17 protein-coding genes and 1 pseudogene are annotated in these 17,114 nt (G+C 67.8%); 17 read left to right on the forward strand and 1 reads right to left on the reverse strand.

Annotated features, from left to right (window positions below; all coding sequences use genetic code 11):
• The first annotated feature begins 13 nt into the window (after nt 1–13).
• The 17 genes and pseudogenes from soxA (DNA98_RS15890) (at nt 14) to DNA98_RS15970 (ending at nt 15,845) form a co-directional block, all read left to right on the forward strand.
• Nucleotides 14–796 (forward strand): sulfur oxidation c-type cytochrome SoxA, encoded by a 783-nt coding sequence (gene soxA, locus DNA98_RS15890; protein WP_110532375.1) that lies wholly within the window; start codon nt 14–16, stop codon nt 794–796.
• 9 nt (nt 797–805) lie between these two features.
• Nucleotides 806–1,378, forward strand: coding sequence for a sulfur oxidation c-type cytochrome SoxX (soxX, locus tag DNA98_RS15895; protein ID WP_110532376.1), 573 nt, complete (start codon nt 806–808; stop codon nt 1,376–1,378).
• Nucleotides 1,378–3,087 (forward strand): thiosulfohydrolase SoxB, encoded by a 1,710-nt coding sequence (gene soxB / locus DNA98_RS15900; protein ID WP_110532377.1) that lies wholly within the window; start codon nt 1,378–1,380, stop codon nt 3,085–3,087. The genes soxX (DNA98_RS15895) and soxB overlap by 1 nt, the downstream gene beginning before the upstream one ends.
• On the forward strand, nt 3,084–3,644 hold the full coding sequence (soxX, locus tag DNA98_RS15905; protein WP_110532378.1) for a sulfur oxidation c-type cytochrome SoxX: 561 nt from the start codon (nt 3,084–3,086) through the stop codon (nt 3,642–3,644). Before soxB ends, soxX (DNA98_RS15905) begins: the two co-directional genes overlap by 4 nt.
• A 3-nt stretch (nt 3,645–3,647) precedes the next feature.
• Nucleotides 3,648–4,442 (forward strand): sulfur oxidation c-type cytochrome SoxA, encoded by a 795-nt coding sequence (soxA, locus tag DNA98_RS15910; RefSeq protein WP_110532379.1) that lies wholly within the window; start codon nt 3,648–3,650, stop codon nt 4,440–4,442.
• A 2-nt stretch (nt 4,443–4,444) separates the two neighbouring features.
• Nucleotides 4,445–4,927 carry a rhodanese-like domain-containing protein gene (locus tag DNA98_RS15915; protein ID WP_110532380.1) on the forward strand — a complete coding sequence of 161 codons (483 nt, stop codon included), beginning with the start codon at nt 4,445–4,447 and terminating at the stop codon, nt 4,925–4,927.
• Nucleotides 4,924–5,778 carry a translation initiation factor 2 gene (locus DNA98_RS15920; protein WP_110532381.1) on the forward strand — a complete coding sequence of 285 codons (855 nt, stop codon included), beginning with the start codon at nt 4,924–4,926 and terminating at the stop codon, nt 5,776–5,778. The genes DNA98_RS15915 and DNA98_RS15920 overlap by 4 nt, the downstream gene beginning before the upstream one ends.
• Before the next feature lie 16 nt (nt 5,779–5,794).
• The gene (locus DNA98_RS15925; RefSeq protein ID WP_110532382.1) at nt 5,795–7,090 is read left to right on the forward strand and encodes an FAD-dependent oxidoreductase; all 1,296 of its coding nucleotides are present in this window, start codon (nt 5,795–5,797) and stop codon (nt 7,088–7,090) included.
• A gap of 9 nt (nt 7,091–7,099) precedes the next feature.
• Nucleotides 7,100–8,386, forward strand: coding sequence for a sulfite dehydrogenase (soxC, locus tag DNA98_RS15930; RefSeq protein WP_110532383.1), 1,287 nt, complete (start codon nt 7,100–7,102; stop codon nt 8,384–8,386).
• Nucleotides 8,379–8,930, forward strand: a complete 552-nt coding sequence (locus DNA98_RS15935) for a c-type cytochrome (RefSeq protein WP_110532384.1) — start codon at nt 8,379–8,381, stop codon at nt 8,928–8,930. The genes soxC and DNA98_RS15935 overlap by 8 nt, the downstream gene beginning before the upstream one ends.
• Before the next feature lie 10 nt (nt 8,931–8,940).
• Nucleotides 8,941–9,606, forward strand: coding sequence for a cytochrome c biogenesis CcdA family protein (locus DNA98_RS15940; RefSeq protein ID WP_110532385.1), 666 nt, complete (start codon nt 8,941–8,943; stop codon nt 9,604–9,606).
• Nucleotides 9,607–9,654: 48 nt separating this feature from the next.
• A complete protein-coding gene (locus DNA98_RS15945; RefSeq protein WP_110532386.1) occupies nt 9,655–11,337 on the forward strand; it encodes a tetratricopeptide repeat protein in 1,683 nt (560 codons plus the stop codon).
• Nucleotides 11,338–11,346: 9 nt separating this feature from the next.
• Nucleotides 11,347–11,730, forward strand: a complete 384-nt coding sequence (locus DNA98_RS15950; protein ID WP_110532387.1) for a HEPN domain-containing protein — start codon at nt 11,347–11,349, stop codon at nt 11,728–11,730.
• Nucleotides 11,727–11,891, forward strand: a pseudogene (locus DNA98_RS15955) (nucleotidyltransferase domain-containing protein); the annotation flags it as partial. The gene DNA98_RS15950 and the pseudogene DNA98_RS15955, both read left to right, overlap by 4 nt.
• Nucleotides 11,892–11,987: 96 nt before the next feature.
• A complete protein-coding gene (locus DNA98_RS15960; protein ID WP_110532389.1) occupies nt 11,988–13,253 on the forward strand; it encodes a peptidase S8 and S53 subtilisin kexin sedolisin in 1,266 nt (421 codons plus the stop codon).
• Nucleotides 13,254–13,316: 63 nt separating this feature from the next.
• A complete protein-coding gene (locus DNA98_RS15965) occupies nt 13,317–14,612 on the forward strand; it encodes a S8 family serine peptidase (RefSeq protein ID WP_110532390.1) in 1,296 nt (431 codons plus the stop codon).
• Between the two features lie 120 nt (nt 14,613–14,732).
• Nucleotides 14,733–15,845 carry a hypothetical protein gene (locus DNA98_RS15970; protein WP_110532391.1) on the forward strand — a complete coding sequence of 371 codons (1,113 nt, stop codon included), beginning with the start codon at nt 14,733–14,735 and terminating at the stop codon, nt 15,843–15,845.
• Between the two features lie 936 nt (nt 15,846–16,781).
• Here the strand turns inward: DNA98_RS15970 and DNA98_RS15980 are convergent.
• Nucleotides 16,782–17,063 (reverse strand): helix-turn-helix domain-containing protein, encoded by a 282-nt coding sequence (locus DNA98_RS15980; protein WP_233493257.1) that lies wholly within the window; start codon nt 17,061–17,063, stop codon nt 16,782–16,784.
• Nucleotides 17,064–17,114 lie beyond the last annotated feature (51 nt).

The raw sequence follows: 17,114 nt of genomic DNA on the forward strand, positions 1-17,114 counted from the left end.
TAAAGGAGGCCACATGTGGAGATGGATCTGGCTGCTGTCGCTGCTCCCGCTGGCGCTGGTGCTGGCCCAAGGGGACAGCGCCCAAAGCGCCAAGGAGGAACTGGCCCGGCAAAAAGAACTCCTGCGTCAGACCATGGGGATTCTGCCCACCGAGCTGGTCACCGAGCAGGGCAAGGAGGTCTTCTTCCGCAAAGGACCCAGCGGCAAGAGCATGGAGGCCTGCGATTTCGGCCTGGGCGCGGGGGTGATCAAAGGGGCCATGGCCCGGCTCCCCCGCTACTTCCCCGATACCCAGCGGGTGGACGACCTGGACACCCGCATCGTCTACTGCATGACCCAGGTGCAAGGGTACAAGCCGGAGGAAGCCAAGCGCCCCGATGTGGTGGCGGTGGCGTTTTACCTGGCCAGCCAGTCTCAGGGGGAGCAGGTGCAGGTGGCGCTCTCCACCCCCCAGGAGCAAACCCTGTACGCCCTTGGGGAAAAGCTCTTCTACGCCCGCAGCGGCAGCCGGGATATGGGCTGCGCAGCCTGCCACGTGGACTACGTGGGCCGGCGGGCGGGCCCCCTGTTCTATGCCGATGTGCTGGGAGAGGACCGCTCCTGGACCCACTGGCCCGCCTACCGCTACTCCAACGACCAGAGCTGGACCATGGAGGACCGCATCCGCGCCTGTTATGGCAACCTAGGCCATCCGCGCCCCGATTTCTACTCGGTCCCCATCATCGCCCTCGAGCTGTTCATGGCCCACAAGACCAACGGGGCCAAGCTCGAGGAGTCCCCCGCCTTCGTGCGCTGAGGAGCAGCCATGCGCAAAATCGTCCTGGCGCTGTTGGGCTTTTCGCTGCTGCTGGCCCTGGGGCAAAGCGGCAGCCCCTTCACCCCGGAGGAGCAAAAGCTTCTCCAGGGCGCGGGCCGGGAGTTCTACCTGGCCCTGGCCGAGCAACCCAAGGATCAGGCCCTCTGCTCGCTGTACAAGGATAAGCTCCCCGCGGATCAGCTCCCCGGGTTCTTGCAGGAGCAGAAGGCCCGCATCAAATACCCCGCGAAGCTCATGGGGGATTGGAAAAAGGGCGGGGCCATCTTCAACGACATGGCCAAGGCCAACTGCTTCAGCTGCCACTTTGGCTCCCCGGTGTACTGGGGAGGGAACGTGGGCCCCAGCCTGGAGAAGTACGGGCAGCGGGGCCAGTCCGAGGCCATCCAGCGCTATACCTACGAGGTGGTCTACAACTCCTGGGCCTACTTCCCCTGCACGGTGATGTACCGCTTCGGGGTGCACGGCCTCCTCACCCCGGAGGAGATCGCCGACGTGGTGGCGTACCTGTTGGATCCCGCCTCGGACTTCAACACCAAGCCCGCCGCCACCGGGAGCAGATGATGACCCGACGCGAGCTCATCGGCCTGCTCCTGGCCCTGGGGCTTTCCTCGCCCAAAGCCCTGGCCCAGGCCCTGGAGAAGCCGGAGGGCCTGTACGACCTCCCCCCTTACGGAGACTTCACCCTGCTGTACCTTACCGACCTGCACGGCCAGCTCCGGCCGCACCACTACATGGAACCGCCCAACCTCCTCGCGCCCCGGCCCCTGCTGGGGCAGCCCGGCTACCTGAGCGGCATGGCCTTCCTGCGCTACTACGGCATCCAGCCGGGTAGCCCTTTGGCCTACCTGGGCAGCTACGTGGACTTAGCGGCCCTGGCCGAGCGCTTCGGCCCCATCGGGGGCGCTCCGCAGATCACCCAGCTCATCCGCAGCCAAAAGGAGGCCGCGCAGGGGCCGGTGCTGGTGCTGGACGGGGGCGACAACTGGACCAACTCCGGCCCCTCCTTGCGCACCCGGGGCGAGGCGTTGGTGGACTGGATGAACCTCAGCGGTTTCCAGCACATGGTCTACCACTGGGAGTACACCCTGGGGCGGGCCCGGGTGGAGGAGCTGGAGAAGAAGCTCAAGGCCCAGGTCCTGAGCTACAACACCACCGACGACGCCTTCGGGGATCCCGTGTATCCGGCTTACGCCCTTTACCCGGCGGGGCGCTACACCGTGGGGGTGATCGGGCTCACCTACCCCTATATCAAAGTTTCCCATCCAGAGGAATTCTCCGAAGGCCTTTCCTTCGGCATCAAAGAGCAAGCGTTACAGAAAACCGTGGACGAGCTCAGGGCCAAGAAAGTGGACGCGGTGGTCTTGCTCTCCCATGGGGGATTGCCGCTGGATATGGCCCTGGCCCAGCGCATCCGGGGCATCGACCTGATCCTCTCGGGCCACACCCATGACCTCACCCCCGTACGCCTCCGGGTGGGAAAGACCTTTATCGTCGCGGGGGGGTCGGGGGGCAAGGTGCTCTCCCGGATTGACCTGGCCCTCGTGCGCGGGGGGATAGCCAACCTCCGGCTCCGGCTTCTCCCGGTGTTCTCCCGGGTGCTGCCCGAAGATCCCGAGGCCAAGGCCCTGGTCGAGCGGGTCTACCGGGAGAACCCCGACCTGCTCGAGCCCATCGCCCAGGTGGAGAGCCTGCTCTACAAGCGCGACACCCTGTACTCCACCCTAGACGAGCTGGCCTGCCGGGCCATCGAGGCGCACTACCCAGAGGCCGAGGTGATCTTCAGCCCCGGCACCCGCTGGGGCACCACCCTGCTGCCGGGGGAGGCGCTGACCCTGGACCGCATCCTGGCCTATACCGGCTTCACCTACCCCGAGGTGTACGTGTTCAAGCTCCGGGGGGAGCAGATCAAGGGCCTCCTCGAGGACGTGGCGGCCAACGTCTTTACCCCCGACCCCTTCTATCAACAAGGCGGGGACATGAGCCGGACGTATGGGATCAGCTATACCCTGGACATCGACGCCCCTCTGGGAAAGCGGATCCGGGAGCTCGAGGTCCGGGGCCGCCCGCTCGAGCCGAGCCGGGAGTACCGGGTGGCCGCTTACGGGGGCCGGCTCCAGCGGCTGGGCACGCCGGTAGAAGGGCTCACCCCGCGACCTGTCTACGAACTGATCGTGGAGTACGCCGGACAAACGGGCCGGGTGCACCTACCCCCGAGGCCCAACGTGCGCGTACCGGAGCGCAACTACCACCTTCCCGGAGGGAGCGGATGAAGCACAGAGTGATCCTGATCGGCGTCCTAACCTTTTTGGGGCTGGCCACTTCCCAGCCGAGCCCTTTCAAGACCCGCCTCGAGGGTGCGATCCGCTCCGGCGGGGATTCCTACGCCCAGGTGCTCCTGGCCCAGGACCCGGCCCAGCGGCTGTGCACCCAGTACCGCGGCCAGCTTCCCGGCGCGCTGTTGCCGCAGTTCCTCCAGGAGCAGAAGGCCCTCATCCAATACCCCGCGGGGGGAAAACTGCTGGGGGATTGGCGCAACGGGGAACAGGTGTTCACCGACCCCAAGCGGGGCAACTGCTACGCCTGCCACCAGGGCGACCCCAAGCAACTGGCCTACGGAACCATGGGTCCGAGCTTGACCGGCTACGGATCCCGGGGCGCCTCGGAAGCGGTGCTGCGCTATACCTATGAGAAGATCTACAACTCCTGGGCCTACGTACCCTGCTCGCTGATGTACCGCGGCGGGGTGCACGGGCTCTTCACCCCCGAGGAGACCGCCGATTTGGTGGCGTTCCTGGTCGACCCCCACTCCCCCATCAACCAGAGGTGAGCGATGCGCAAGCGCATGACCCTGACCCTTCTGCTCATGGCCACGGCGACGCTATTCGCCCTGTCCCAGCAGGAAAAACCCCTCGACCCCTTCGAGGAGGCCATGAAACAGCGCCAGCAGTACCTGCAAAGCTTTGGCCTCCTCCCCGGGGATCTCTTCGCCGCACAGGGAGAGGAGCTGTTCCATACCCAGCGGGGCCCCAAAGGGAAGAGCCTGGAGGGGTGTGACTTCGGCCTCGGGCCGGGCAAGCTCGAGGGGGCCTATGCCCGCCTCCCCCGCTACTTCCCCGATACCGGCAAGGTGGAGGACCTGGAGACGCGCATCGTGAGCTGCATGGAACGCCTCCAGGGCTTCAGGCCGGAGGAGATCAAGCGCGACGAGGTGGTGGCGCTGACCACCTTTGTGGCTTCCAAATCCAGCCAGGCCAAGATGGCGGTCCGCCCCCAGCACCCGGCCGAACTGGCCATGTACAACCTGGGCCGCGAGCTTTGGTACACCCGCGCCGGGCCTCGGGACATGAGCTGCGCGGTCTGCCACGACAGCTACGCCGGGAAGCGGGTGCGGCTCTCCCCGGTGATGAGCCCCAAGCAGGGCTTAGGGGGGGAGTGGCCGGCCTATCGCTTCGAGGAAGACCGGATGTACACCTTCGAAAACCGCATCCAGTTCTGCTACACCTCGGTGGGCATCCCGGCCCCGGCGTTCTACTCGGAGCCGCAGATCGCCCTCACCATGTACATCCTGGCCGAGGCCAGCAAGGCCGGGCACAGCTTCCAGGAGCTGCCTTTCTTCACCCGCTAGCCATGCTCTCCCGCAGACGGCTCCTGGCCCTCCTTCCCTTGCTTCCCGTGGACGATCTCCTTCGGGACCGGGCCAGCCCGGTACACCGGTGGGCAAGGGCCCAGGGCCGGTGTGAGGGCTGGACGGCGTGTTTTGGCGATTTCATCCGGCGGGTCCCCCCGGCCAGCTACCTGGTCTACCCCACCGAGGCGCGCGACCTGCTGCTATTCGACCCCTTTGTCCTGGACGTGCGCACCCGCGAGGAGCGGCAGCGGGGGTATATCCCGGGCTCGGTGCACATCTACGCCGGGGAGGTACCCGACCGGCTTTCCGAGCTGCCCCAGGACCACGGCGCCCTGATCCTGGTCTACTGCGGCAGCGGCAGCGTGAGCGCGGTGATCGCGGCTTACCTGCAGGCGTTGGGCTACGCCAACGCCAAGAACATCGCCCACGGCTTCAAAGGCTGGCTGGACGCCGGCCTACCTGTGGAAGGAGAGGGACCATGAAAAGCCTCTGGATTTTGGGAGTGGGGTTGGGCTTGGCCTGGGCGCAGTCGGTCCAGGTAGAGGTGAAGGGGGAGCTGGCCCAGGTCGAGGCGCAGGCCCTGGCCGCTTTGAAGGCCAACGGCCTCGAGCCCGACCGCGTCTTGAACCTGGGGGAGCAGATCCGGCAGGTCACCGGGGCCTCGTTCCCCGAGTACCACCTGGTGGTGCTCAAGCCCGAGGCCGGAAGCCTGGCCGCCGCCGCCAAAAACCCCATGGCGGCCATCGTCCTCCCCCCCACCGTCTACCTCCACGCGGCCAAGGCCGGGGTGACCACGGTGGGGACCTTCGACGGACGGCTGCTGTTCAACCTGCTGGGCGTCGCCGGTCCCGAAACCGACGCGCTCGTCTCGCGGCTCGAGGCCAGCCTGGGCCGGTTGGGCCAGCTCGAGCGCATCGCTCCGGCCGTGATGCCCGATCCCCAGTCGGGGATGAGGCCGGCCCTGCTCTACTTCGTGAGCGGGGCCAAGGCCGAGGACATGGTCCTCCTGCTCGAGGGCGAGCTCACCGCCCGCGGCCTCAACCTCACCCCCAACCTCAAGGTCGGGCCGGTCACGGTGATCCTGCCCTGCAAGAGCGAGTGGGCCCGGATCATGTTCAGCGCCCAACCCGCCGGGGGCTTTGCCGCCCCCTGCCGCTTCTTCGCCGTGGATGTACCCGGCGGAGCGCTGGTGGGGGCCATCGAGCCCATGCTCATGACCATCATGCCCGGGGTGATGGGCTCGCCCGCGGTGGCCATGCTCCAGGAGGCCAAGAAGACCATCACCGAGGTGCTGGAGAGCACCGGAGGGGTACCGTACCGTCCGGGACAGTAAAGAAAGGAGGATAAGGATGTCCAAGCTCAACCGCCGCCAGCTGCTCAAAGCAGGGGCCGCCCTCACCGCGGCCAGCGCCCTAGGCAACGGAGCCAAAGCCCAGCAGGAGTTCTACGCCACTCCCCCCACCCTGCTCCCGGCCCGCCGCACGGCCCGGGTGGTGGTGGTGGGCGGGGGCTGGGCGGGCACCACCGTGGCCCGCAAGCTCAAGCAGCAGCGCCCTGAGGCCGAGGTGGTGCTCGTCGAGCCGAAGCCCCTGTTCATGTCCTGCCCCATGTCCAACCTCTTCCTGGCGGGGATCAAGCCCCTGGAGTTTTTGGTCTTCGACTACACCCAAGTGGTCAAGGATGGGGTGGTCTTCATCCAGGAGCGGGTGCTGGACATCAACCGCGACCGGCGGCTGGTCCGGACCACGGGCGGCTACCTGGCCTATGACTTTTTGGTCCTGGCCCCGGGGATCGCCTACATGTACGAGGCCATCCCCGGCTACGCCGAGGTGAGCCACCTCCTGCCGGTGGGGTTCAAGCCCTTCGAGCACGTGGCCCTGCGCCGCATGCTGGACCAGTTCGACGAGACCGGCGGGGAGCTGGTCATGTACATCCCCAACCCCCCCTACCGCTGCCCCCCCGGGCCCTACGAGCGGGCGGCCATGCTGGCCTGGCGGCTCAAAACCAAAGGGGTAAAGGGCAAGGTCATCGTGCTGGACGCCAACCCCCAGCCCATCTCCAAGGCCCCCGGCTTCCTCGCGGCCTACAACGACCTCTACAAGGAGTATTTGGAGTACATCCCCAACACCCGCGTCACCGGCCTGGACTACGGGAAGAAGCTGGTGAAGACCGAGCTGGGGGAGGTGCCTTTTACCCTGGCCGACCTGATCCCCCCCATGAAGGCCGCGGAGATCGTGCGGCAGGTGGGGCTGGGCGAGCGCTGGGCCAACGTGCAACTCCCCTACTTCCTCTCCGAGAAGGACGAGCGGGTCTATTTGGTGGGGGACATCACCGGCAACACCCCTTACCCCAAGAGCGGCATGATCGCCTACGTCTCCGGCAACATCGTAGCCCGGCACATCGGCCAGCGGCTGGGGGGCAAGGCCCTGGCCGAGATCCCTCCGGAGCTGCCCACCAACATCTGCTACTCCTTTGTCGACTCCGAGGAGGCCATCTGGGTCTCGGCCAACTACTCCTGGGACCAGGCGGCCCAGCAGATCAAGTCCCAAAGCAGCGTGGACAACCAGCGCTCCGCGGCCAACGGCAGCGCCGCCTACGGCTGGGCCCAGAGCCTGTGGCAGGACATGTTCGGTCCGCGGGCGTGAGGAGGTGGAATGGACCGGAGGAAGTTCTTCCGGCTGCTGGGGGGAGGGATGCTCCTCTCCCCCCTTCTCAAGGCCCAAGCCCAGCCCAGAGCCTGGGAGGAGAAGACCCTCGAGCCCATGAAAACCCTGGGGTCTCCCCTCTCCGAGTACGGGGAGCGCTCCCCCTTCGAGGCCGAGGTGGTGCGCTACATCTCCCCCAACCTGCGCACCCGCACCAGCGGGGCCGACTTTGCCCCGCTGGAGCGCCTCAGCGGGGTGATCACCCCCAACGGCCTGCACTTCGAGCGGCACCACGGGGGGGTGCCCCAGGTGGACCCCCAGAGCTACCGCTTGGTGATCCACGGCCTGGTGGAAACCCCCCTGGCCTTCACCCTGGAAGAGCTCAAGCGCTTTCCCTCGCTGACCCGCACCTACTTCATCGAGTGCGCGGGCAACGGGCAGAACGGCTACCGCAACCCCCCCGACCCCAGCCTCACCGCCACCCGCAGCCGGGGGCTGGCCTCCAACGCCAGCTGGACCGGGGTGCCCCTGGCCCTGCTCCTCAAGGAGGCGGGGGTAAAGCCGCAGGCCCGCTGGCTCATCCCCGAGGGCCTGGACGCGGTGGCCTACACCCGCAGCCTGCCCCTGGACAAGGCCATGGAGGACGTATTGGTGGCCTACGCGCAAAACGGCGAGGCGCTGCGCCCCGAGCAGGGCTACCCGGTGCGGCTGGTGGTGCCGGGGTGGGAGGGGAGCATCCAGGTGAAGTGGCTCCGGCGCATCCTGGTCACCGACCTGCCCACCATGAGCAAGGACGAGACCAGCGAGTACACCGACGTGATGGCCGACGGCAAGGTCCGGGCCTTCACCTGGATCATGGACCCCGAGTCGATCATCACCTACCCCTCGGGGCTGCAGCAGATCAAACCGGGCTTTCACGAGATCCGGGGCCTGGCCTGGAGCGGGTACGGGCGCATCGCCAAGGTGGAGCTCTCCTTCGACGAGGGCCGGTCGTGGCGGCAGGCTTCGCTCGAGCCCCCCATAGAGCGCCGGGCCTTCGTGCGCTTCAAGCTGCCCTGGTACTGGCGGGGCGAGGAGGTGGTCCTCTGGAGCCGGGCCTGGGACGAGGAGGGAAATGTCCAGCCCACCCGGGAGGAGTTCTTTCAGAAGTGGGGCAGGAACAACCGCTACCACTACAACGCCATCCAGGCCTGGCGGATCGCCCCCGACGGCCGGGTGACGAACGGCGACCGCCCCCTGGGCGGGGCCGCGCAGCGCCCGGCGGGCGGCTGTGGCGGGGAGGTGTTCGATGTATAGGCGATGGGTAGGGCTCGGCGTGGCCCTGCTGGCCCTGGGCCTGGCCTCCCGCTACCAGCTGGGCACCCCCCTCAGCCCGGAAGAGGTGGCCTCGTACGACCTGCGCCCGGTGGTGCTGCCGGATGGCCGCGGCCTGCCCCCGGGCCAGGGAGGGGTGGAGGAAGGGGGGAGGATCTACGCGGAGAAGTGCGCCAGCTGCCACGGGCAGAGCGGGGAGGGTTACCCCTTCAACCGCCTGGTGGCCGAGCCTTTCCCCATCACCCCCGAGACCGAAGCCACCCAGTTCGCCATCGGCAACTACTGGCAGTACCCCACCACCCTCTTCGACTACATACGCCGGGCCATGCCCTACGGCAATGCCGGCAGCCTGAGCGCCGACGAGGTCTACGCCGTGGTGGCCTGGCTGCTCTACCAAAACGGCATCACCGACGGCAGCCAGCCCATGAACGCCCAGACCCTGCCCAAGGTGGCGATGCCGGCTCGAGCCCTGCTCCAGCTCGACCCCGAGACCCACAAGCGCTTCCCCTGGCTCGAGCTGCCCTAGGGATGAGCCCATGCTGAGCCTGCCCATCGCCCTCCTCGCGGGGATGCTCTCCTTCCTCTCGCCCTGCGTGTTGCCTTTGGTCCCCACCTACCTGCTCTACCTCGGGGGCCAGCGGGGCCGCCCGCTGGCCAACGCGGTGTTTTTCGTGCTGGGCTTCTCGGCGGTCTTCTTGGCGCTGGGGCTCCCCTTCACCCTGCTGGGGGGCCTGTTGTTCGACCACCGCGAGCTCCTGAGCCGGGTGGGGGGAGGGTTCATGGTGTGGATGGGGGCCTATATGCTAGGCCTCAGGCCGCGCTGGGGAATACACCTGCGCTACGAAGGCGATACCGCCCGCCCCTGGGGGGCTTTCCTCCTCGGGGCTGCGCTGGGGCTGGGCTGGACCCCCTGCATCGGCCCGGTCCTGGGGGGGATCCTGACCCTCACCGCCACGGGGGGCGGGCTGGGCCTGTTGCTGGCCTACATCCTGGGGCTGGCCCTGCCCTTCCTCCTGGTGGTGGCCTTCACCGACCGGGTCCGGCCCCTGCTGCGCCGGGCCGCCCGCCTCTCCCACGGGGCGGAAGTGGCCGCGGGAGTCGTGCTCATCGGGGTAGGGCTGCTGCTCCTGAGCGGGACCTACTCCGCCCTCAACGCCCTCTTCCTCAAAATCACCCCATCCTGGCTGCAGGATCGGCTCTAGCCGTCACCGCCCCTCTCCAGGCGATCGGTTAGACTGAACACCGAAGCCATGCTGCGCACCCTGGGAGCGTTGTCACTGGAGGGGTTTCGCAAGAGGAAGCCCCTGCTGCTGCTGACCTACCTGCTTTTGGAAGGCCCCCGCTCGCGCCGCCACCTGGCGGAGCTCTTCTGGCCGGGGGCCAGCGACGGCCTCAACAGCCTCTCGGTGGCCCTGACCCAGCTGCGGGCGGCGGGGGTGAGGGTGGAGGGCGAGGAGGTGCTGCGGGCCGAGGCGGCCTGCGACGCCCTCCTCCTGCAAAGCGCCCTGGAACGGGGGGAGTTGGCCGAAGCCCGCCGCCTCTACCGGGGCCGGTTTCTGGAGGGGGCCGACGACGGGCTTCCGGTGGAGCTGGAGGAGTGGGTCTGGTCCAGGCGCGAGGCCCTGGCCGAGGGGGTGTGGGCGGCCCACCGCCGCCAGGCCGAGGCCCTCTTCGGCCTGGGGTGGCCCGAGGAGGCCCAGGCCCTGCTGCGCGAGGCCCGGGCCCTGCCCGGGGTGGCCGAGGTGGTAGAGGCCGAGCCGGAGCTTCGGGCCTTCCCGCCGGAGGTGCAGCGGGCCTTCTTCGCCGTAGAGCTCGCGGGCCTGCCCCGGGCGGTGGAGCTTCTGGACCTGGGGGCCGAGGCGCTGGACTTCCTGGTGGAGCGGGGCCTGCTGGACCCCCAGGGACAGCCTGCCCTCCAGGTCCCCCTGAGCCCCGAGGGTCGCCGGGTGGCCCTAGAGCTGGCCCGCAGGCTCCCCCTCCTCGAGGCCGCCCCCCTCTACCGGCTGGCCCGGCCCCACTGGACGGAGGCCGACTTTGCCCGGGGCCGCCTGGCCCTCCTGCGCCTGGCCCGAAGCCGGGTGGAGGAGGAGCCCCAGGAGGCCCAGGCCCTGCTGGCCGAGCTGGCCCCGGACCCCGAGGTCCTGCTCCTCAGGGCCCGGGCCCTGGAGCGGCTGGGCCGCTACCGGGAGGCCCTGGACCTCCTGGAAGAGCTCTCCCCAAGCCCCGAACGAAGCGCCCTTAGGGGGAGCGTCCTCCTGCGCCTGGGCCACTTCGCCGAGGCCGAGGCCGAAGCCGAGGCCGCCCTCCTGGGCGGGGTCTACCCCCAGGCCGAGGCCCTGAACCTCAAGGGGATGATGCTTTTGGGCCAGGGCCGCTTCCAGGAGGCCGCCGAGGCCTTCAGCCGGGCGGCGGTGCGCTTTTTGATGGCCGGGGAGGAGGTGCGCCACCTGGGGGCCCTGGGCAACCGGGCGGTGGCCCTGGCCGAGCTGGGCCAGGGGGAGGGGGCTTTTGCCGAGGTGCTGGAGGCCATCGGGGAGCGCAAGGCCCTCCGGGCCCGGGTCTGCCTCAACCTGGGGGTGGTGCGGGAGCGGCAGGGGGACCCCCAGGAGGCGGAGAGGCTCTACCGGGAGTCGCTGGCCCTGGCCCAGGGCAACCTCGAGGCCATGGGCCGGGCCTGGAACAACCTGGGGGCCCTCTACCACCGCCAGGGGCGGCTGGCCGAGGCCAAGGCCGCCTACCAGGAGGCCTTGCGCCTGGCCAAGGCCGGGCAGGAGTGGGTGCTCACCGCGGCGGTGCTGGCCAACCTGGCCGAGCTCGAGGGGGAGCGGGCCAGCCTGGAGGAGGCCATCGCCCTCTTGGAGGAGGCCCGCTACACGGTGCTGGCCGAGCGCTACCGGAGCCGGCTCCGGTCCTTCGGGGCCGGCCAGCCTTAGAATAGGAACATGAACCGGGCCCAGGACTGGCTCGAGCAGGCCAGGTGGAACCTTCGCCACGCCGAAGGGAGCTTGGGGCTAGGGGATTACGCCTGGGCCTGCTTCGCCGCCCAGCAAGCCGCCAAAGCGGCGCTCAAGGGCCTCCACCTATCCCAGGGCCAGGTGGCCTGGGGACATTCCATCCTGGACCTCTTGGCGGGGCTTCCCCAGGACGTGGAGGTGCCCCAAGCGCTGATGGAGGCGGCGAAGGTCCTGGACAAGTACTATATCCCCACCCGCTACCCCGACGCCCACCCCGCAGGCCCTGCCGCCCGGCACTACACCCGGGGCGAGGCCGAGGAGGCCCTCCGTCTGGCCCAGGCGACCCTGGCCTTCGCCGAGGGGAAAGCATGACCCGGATCTTCCGCTTCGACCCCCAAGCGAGGCTCGAGGAGTTGGAGAGGGCCGCCCAGGCCCTGGGAAAAAGGCCCGAGGTGCTGGCGGTGGTCCTCTTCGGCTCCCTGGCCCAAGGCCGGGCCACCGCCATGAGCGACGCCGACCTCCTGGTGCTCCTGGAGCGCCGGGGAGCCTGGACCGCCTTCAGGGGTTAGCCGGGCGTTCAGACCCCGTTCAGACCCCCCCGCCTACACTGCCCCCAAAGGAGGTAGCCTATGGTTAAACCGATCTGGCTCCTGGCAGTCCCCTTGACCCTCTTCCTGGCCGCCTGCGGCGGGGGCGCTTCGCCGCCTCCGGGGAGCGTTACTCTTACCGTAGTAGACGGTCAGAACGTGGGCTATGCGGCGGCTTACCAAGTAGGTAGCGGCTCGTGGACGGCTTTCACCCCTAGCAGCGGTAACACATACACCTTCAGCCTGGGTGGCAGCACCACCTACGGGGTGGCGGTGCGCTGCAACTCCACCATCCCCGGCAACCCGCCGGAGGTCTACGTGATCCAGGCGACCCCTTCCGAACTCGCCAACCCCAAGGTCACCTGCAGCGAGGCCAACCCCGGCTTGGTTTCCTATACCCTAAACGTGGACGTCTCGGCGGTGCCCGGCGTAGCTTCGGGTGATCTGGTAAGGGTGAGCGGAAGGGGCTTTGGCGCAGGGGGCACCGTGATGAGCGTGACTACCCCGGTGGCCGTCAACCTGATGGCCCCCGCAGGCACCCAGGACCTTCTGGTCACCGTGAGTGCCTCGGGCAACCCCGTCAACTTCAAGGCGGCCAAGGTGTTGCGGGGGGTGAGCGTCACCAGCGGGGGTACAGGCCCCCTGGTTTTTGCGGCAGCGGATGCCCTGAGCCCGGCCAGCGTCACGGTGAGCCCTCCAAGCGGATTCACCCCGAGCTTCGCCGTGGCCAACGTGAACTACGTTAGTAACGACAACAAAGGCTCCGGTCAGGTGGGGTATGCCTCGGGTACGGCGGCCGCCAGTTTCCTCTACCGACCCGTAAGCGGGTTTGGGTCTGGGGACCGCTACGTGGTTTTTGCCACGGCGGGAGATAGCGCCAACGTGCTAGAACGCTTCCTGGGCACCAACGGCGGGCCTATGGTTCTGGCCTTGCCGAACCCCTGGCCCTCCGGCAGCCTGAGCGTATCCGCCCTGGCCCACCCTGTGGTCTCAGGCCTTAGCTACAGCAACTCCAACGTGCGCGCCTACGAGGTCCACCTGGAGGACTCCACCCTGATCTACCAGATAACGCTGAGCAAAGGCTGGCTGAGCGGCAGTAGCTATACTGTTCCTGACCTTTCCGCCCAGCTCGGCTACACCCCCTTTGCGGGCAGCGTCTATGTTTCGGTTAGCGCGCTCCTTTCGCCCGTCCCCGTGCTAAGCTTGGATCCAAACGACCCCGCCTCCTTCACGGCCACCAGCGATATCAGCTTGGTCCACGCCACGGGCAGCTACGCCGTGGGTGGCGGAACCCTCACCCTCCCCTAGCCATGCCCGCCTGGCTGCTGGACCTAAGCGGGTGTAGCGTCCTCTATAGCGATGAGGTGCCCCATGCGGAAATGGTTGTGGATCGTCTTACTCCTTTCGGCCTGCGCCCCGGCAGGCCCCACCCTCACCCTTTCCCCCGGCCGGGCGGCCCTGGGGGAGGAGGTGGAGGCCAGGCTCCAGGGGATGAGCATAGAGGGGGCCCGGGTCTTCGTGGCCGGGGCCGAGGCCGAGGTGACCCTCCGTGAGGGGAACCGGCTCCGCTTCCGGGTGCCCAGTGTCCCCGGCGGTCCCCAGCCCGTGCGGGTGGTGGCCGGGGAGCGGGAGGCCAGGGGGAGCCTGGGCGTTTTGGGCAACGTGGACCGGAGCCGGGCCCTGTTGCGGCTCCCCCTGGGCCAGACCCCTAGGTTACCTGCAGGCTTCACCCTCCTAAGGCGGGATGACCTCCAGGGCTGCGGCTTCGCCCTGGCCGAGCTGGGCTACAGCGGGGAAACCTTGGGCAAGGCCCTGGAGGAGCTCGAGGCCCAGGACCCCAGCTACAAGGCCGACCCGGAAAGCCTCTGGAGCCTCTCCAGCTGGGGGAGTGAGGCCATCGGGGCGCCTTTGGCCCAAAGCCGGGGCCACGGGGGAAACGGGGTGCGGGTGGCGGTGCTGGACACCGGGGTGGACGGGGCGGTTCCCCAGCTCCCGGGCTACGACTTCGTGGAGGAGGACGCCACCCCCCAAGACGCCTTCCCCGGCGGCCACGGCACCGGGGCGGCGGGGCTGGTGAGGGAGGTGGCCCCCGGAGCAGGGATCCTCCCGGTGCGGGTCTGCGACGGGAGCGGGGTCTGCCGGGCCAGCCGGGTGGTGCGGGGGGTGTGCTATGTGGTGGCAAACCGCCAGGGCCCCACTGTCCTCAACCTGAGCCTGGGCGGGGACACCCCGGTGGAGGCTTTGAAGCTCGCCCTTCAGGCCGCCCTGAACCAGGGCATCCCGGTGGCTGCTGCCGCCGGCAACCAGGGCAACCAGGGAAGCCCCGCCCACTACCCCGCGGCCTTGGACCTGCCGGGCCTGGTGGCGGTGGGGGCTTTGGAGAAAAACCTCACCCCGGCTCCCTACAGCACCCGCGGGGCCTACGTGGACCTGGCCGCCCCGGGCACGGCCCTGGAGTGCGTGACCCCGGGAGGAGGGCTTGGCACCTGCACCGGCACCTCCTTCGCCACGCCCCTGGTGGCGGGGGCCATGGCGGTGTGGCTCTCGGCCCAGCCCACTCTCACCCCGGCCCAGCTCCAGCAGAACCTGGAACACCACGCCAGGCCCTTGCCCTTCGCCCCTCAGGAGGTGGGGAAAGGAATGGTGGACCTCTCCCAGGCCCCCTAAGGCCCCTTCCCCTCCATGCCCCCCGCCCGGCGCGGGGGGTTTGGCGTTCAGGAAGCGTTCAGAGGGAATTCAGACCCCTCTTGCTACCCTGCCCTCGGGTAAAGGCCCAAAGGAGGAACCATGATCCTGAGGAAAAAGCTGTTGGCATTGGTGGGCCTGGCGGCCCTCTTCCTAGCGGGGTGCAGCAGTGGCCTGCGCGACCCCCTGGCCGAGGTGCCCCAGGCCGAGGAGGACTTCAAGGCCCAGCTCCTGCCCCTGTTTGACGAGGCGGAGGGCCTGCTGGGCGACCTCATGCCCACCCGGGTGGGGGCTCAGTCCACCTTCCCCCGCTCGCTCACCGTGGCGAGCGACGATGAGGGCATCGTTCTCATCACCTCCCCGCGCAGCTGGACCCCTCCGACCAGCATCGAAGAGCTTAACGGCAAGCCCCTCTTCATCAAGATCCGCTGCACTTCCACCGGGAAGTGCCACGTCTGGCTAGGCGAGCTGATGAGCGACGGCCAGCAGGGGTACCGCATGACCTGGTATGGCGACAAGGACAGCTCCGGGCGGCGGTTGCGCACGACGACCGAGGCCCAGGTGGAGGTCGGGCAGAGCAAGCCGCCCATTCCGCCCTGCAAGTTCTACCCCTGCTACAGCAAGAAATGGGTGAAGTTCCCCAACGGCCAGTGGGGTTGGGTCTACGACATACTGATTTGGCCAAATAACCCCACATTCATAGCCCACATCCTGGCCCCCTTCCCCTCCGACCTGCCGGGCCAGCCCCTGCAGGGTACCCTGAACACCGATCCTTTGGTCGGGAAGCTGCGCGGGGTGGTGGACAACCTCCGCAAGCCCTACGAGGTGGAGTGGCCCCCGGCCATCCTTCTGCGCGAGGACAAGGCCCTGGCCTTCGCGCCTTACAAGAACCCCAAGCTGAGCCAGGCCCAGAAGCCCGAGGAGCTCCTGAACCAGGACTTGGGCCTCCTCTACCTGCGCCTGGGTGACGCGACCCGGGTGTTGAGCCTGAAGCTGGTGCAGGACGGGGAGGAGTACTTCCTGGCCGCCACCGACCTGAAGAACCCCAGCCAAGGAGCGCGCTTCAAGGTGGGGCAGGTCAGCATGCCCTGTCCTCCCTTTGAGTGCTACGCTCCCTCCCCTCTTTTCCTCGGCATCGAGGACCACCTCCAGGCCTCGCCAACGTTCCAGCTGGGGGTGGGGGAACTCCTCCTCGACCTGATCGAGATTCCCTAGTCCTCCCCGGTCGGACCCGACCCCCGCGGAAGCCGCGGGGGTTTTTCTATCAGTTTGTGGGAGCGTTGAAGCTTCTCATTATCTTAATACTTTTTTGGGGGGAGATCCCTTGGGTTTTTTGAAAATCTTTCAATAAAAGGCTAAGGGCTCTCATAAAAGGGGTTATAAAGGCGTATATTCTCATTTACTTAATACCTAGCCCCCCCTTCTTTTACTTTGTCGCGAGAAAGCTCTTCTTACCCCGGTGCCGCCCCGAGAACCCCACCCTAGCTTTTGCGGTGGCATATCTTTTTTGGGCGAACCCTACCCTCCCCCCGCCCCCCCATACAAAAAAACACTCTTTTCCGGGGAGAACCCTCAAAAAAAGAACCCCCTTCTTCGTTGACGGTCTTGCGGTCTGGCTTTGCCGTGGCCCTGGAGGAGCAAGAAGAGGAGGGCTTTGAGGGACGCTTGGAGGTGGGGGCTTTCATCAGACGGGAAAACCCCAGCCCTTTTCAAATGCCCCGGTTGCATAGAGTTGAGGGGGAATGGATAAGTGCAAGTTTTGAGACCATCAACCCCAGCTTCAGCACCCAGTGATACCCTTTCATGCAGATTCCTTCATCCCAGGCCACCAGTGGAAGAGGGTGTGCCGCCTTAGAGTCTCCGGGTCTCCCTCCAGCCCCCGGCACCGCTCGGCTACCACCTCCAGGTCCTAGAGGTGTTTCGCTCCGCGAAAGCACGGGAAACACCGCCTCGTCCGTTCCGCTGGCCGCAGCTCGGGACTAAAGACCAGCCGTATCCCCGCCGGCACCTCCATCCGCCCGGTCCGGCACCACCCACCCCTCCTCCCCTCAGGCTCTCCCCCGTAAAACCAGGGGTACCGGTGCATACATCCGCCGGTGCACGGGCCTAAGCCCCAGCCGGTGGCCAAGTGACCGTCGCAGGCCAATAGCCTCACCCTCCGCCCCGGTCTGTTGGACCTCGGCGCTGCTTTGCGCAGCAAACACCGAGCGGAGTTTTTTTGAACATCTCCTGCGCCTCAGCATCGGCCCCTAGCTCCCGCTCCACCCAGTCCCGCAGCTTGGGTCCCGTCCACAGGCCCCCATCGGGGGGAGGACCCTTGAGGGCTTCCAGAACCCTCTCCTGTTCTTGGGGGGTGAGCTTGGGCTTCTGTCCCGGGTTCTGGTGCCGCCGGTCCTTCAGGGCCCCGGGGCCTTTCTGGTTGTAGCCCCGCACGGTCTCCTGCACCCGGCAGGGAGGGTTCAGGGCGATCTTGGCGGTGAGGCC

The sequence above is a fragment of the Meiothermus sp. Pnk-1 genome, assembly GCF_003226535.1.
In the GTDB taxonomy this organism is placed as follows: Bacteria; Deinococcota; Deinococci; order Deinococcales; family Thermaceae; genus Allomeiothermus.

Coding starts and splice junctions, on each gene's coding strand:
- soxA (WP_110532375.1), top strand. CDS start 14: ATGTGGAGATGGATCTGGCTGCTGTCGCTGCTCCCGCTGGCGCTGGTG.
- soxX (WP_110532376.1), top strand. CDS start 806: ATGCGCAAAATCGTCCTGGCGCTGTTGGGCTTTTCGCTGCTGCTGGCC.
- soxB (WP_110532377.1), top strand. CDS start 1,378: ATGACCCGACGCGAGCTCATCGGCCTGCTCCTGGCCCTGGGGCTTTCC.
- soxX (WP_110532378.1), top strand. CDS start 3,084: ATGAAGCACAGAGTGATCCTGATCGGCGTCCTAACCTTTTTGGGGCTG.
- soxA (WP_110532379.1), top strand. CDS start 3,648: ATGCGCAAGCGCATGACCCTGACCCTTCTGCTCATGGCCACGGCGACG.
- DNA98_RS15915 (WP_110532380.1), top strand. CDS start 4,445: ATGCTCTCCCGCAGACGGCTCCTGGCCCTCCTTCCCTTGCTTCCCGTG.
- DNA98_RS15920 (WP_110532381.1), top strand. CDS start 4,924: ATGAAAAGCCTCTGGATTTTGGGAGTGGGGTTGGGCTTGGCCTGGGCG.
- DNA98_RS15925 (WP_110532382.1), top strand. CDS start 5,795: ATGTCCAAGCTCAACCGCCGCCAGCTGCTCAAAGCAGGGGCCGCCCTC.
- soxC (WP_110532383.1), top strand. CDS start 7,100: ATGGACCGGAGGAAGTTCTTCCGGCTGCTGGGGGGAGGGATGCTCCTC.
- DNA98_RS15935 (WP_110532384.1), top strand. CDS start 8,379: ATGTATAGGCGATGGGTAGGGCTCGGCGTGGCCCTGCTGGCCCTGGGC.
- DNA98_RS15940 (WP_110532385.1), top strand. CDS start 8,941: ATGCTGAGCCTGCCCATCGCCCTCCTCGCGGGGATGCTCTCCTTCCTC.
- DNA98_RS15945 (WP_110532386.1), top strand. CDS start 9,655: ATGCTGCGCACCCTGGGAGCGTTGTCACTGGAGGGGTTTCGCAAGAGG.
- DNA98_RS15950 (WP_110532387.1), top strand. CDS start 11,347: ATGAACCGGGCCCAGGACTGGCTCGAGCAGGCCAGGTGGAACCTTCGC.
- DNA98_RS15960 (WP_110532389.1), top strand. CDS start 11,988: ATGGTTAAACCGATCTGGCTCCTGGCAGTCCCCTTGACCCTCTTCCTG.
- DNA98_RS15965 (WP_110532390.1), top strand. CDS start 13,317: ATGCGGAAATGGTTGTGGATCGTCTTACTCCTTTCGGCCTGCGCCCCG.
- DNA98_RS15970 (WP_110532391.1), top strand. CDS start 14,733: ATGATCCTGAGGAAAAAGCTGTTGGCATTGGTGGGCCTGGCGGCCCTC.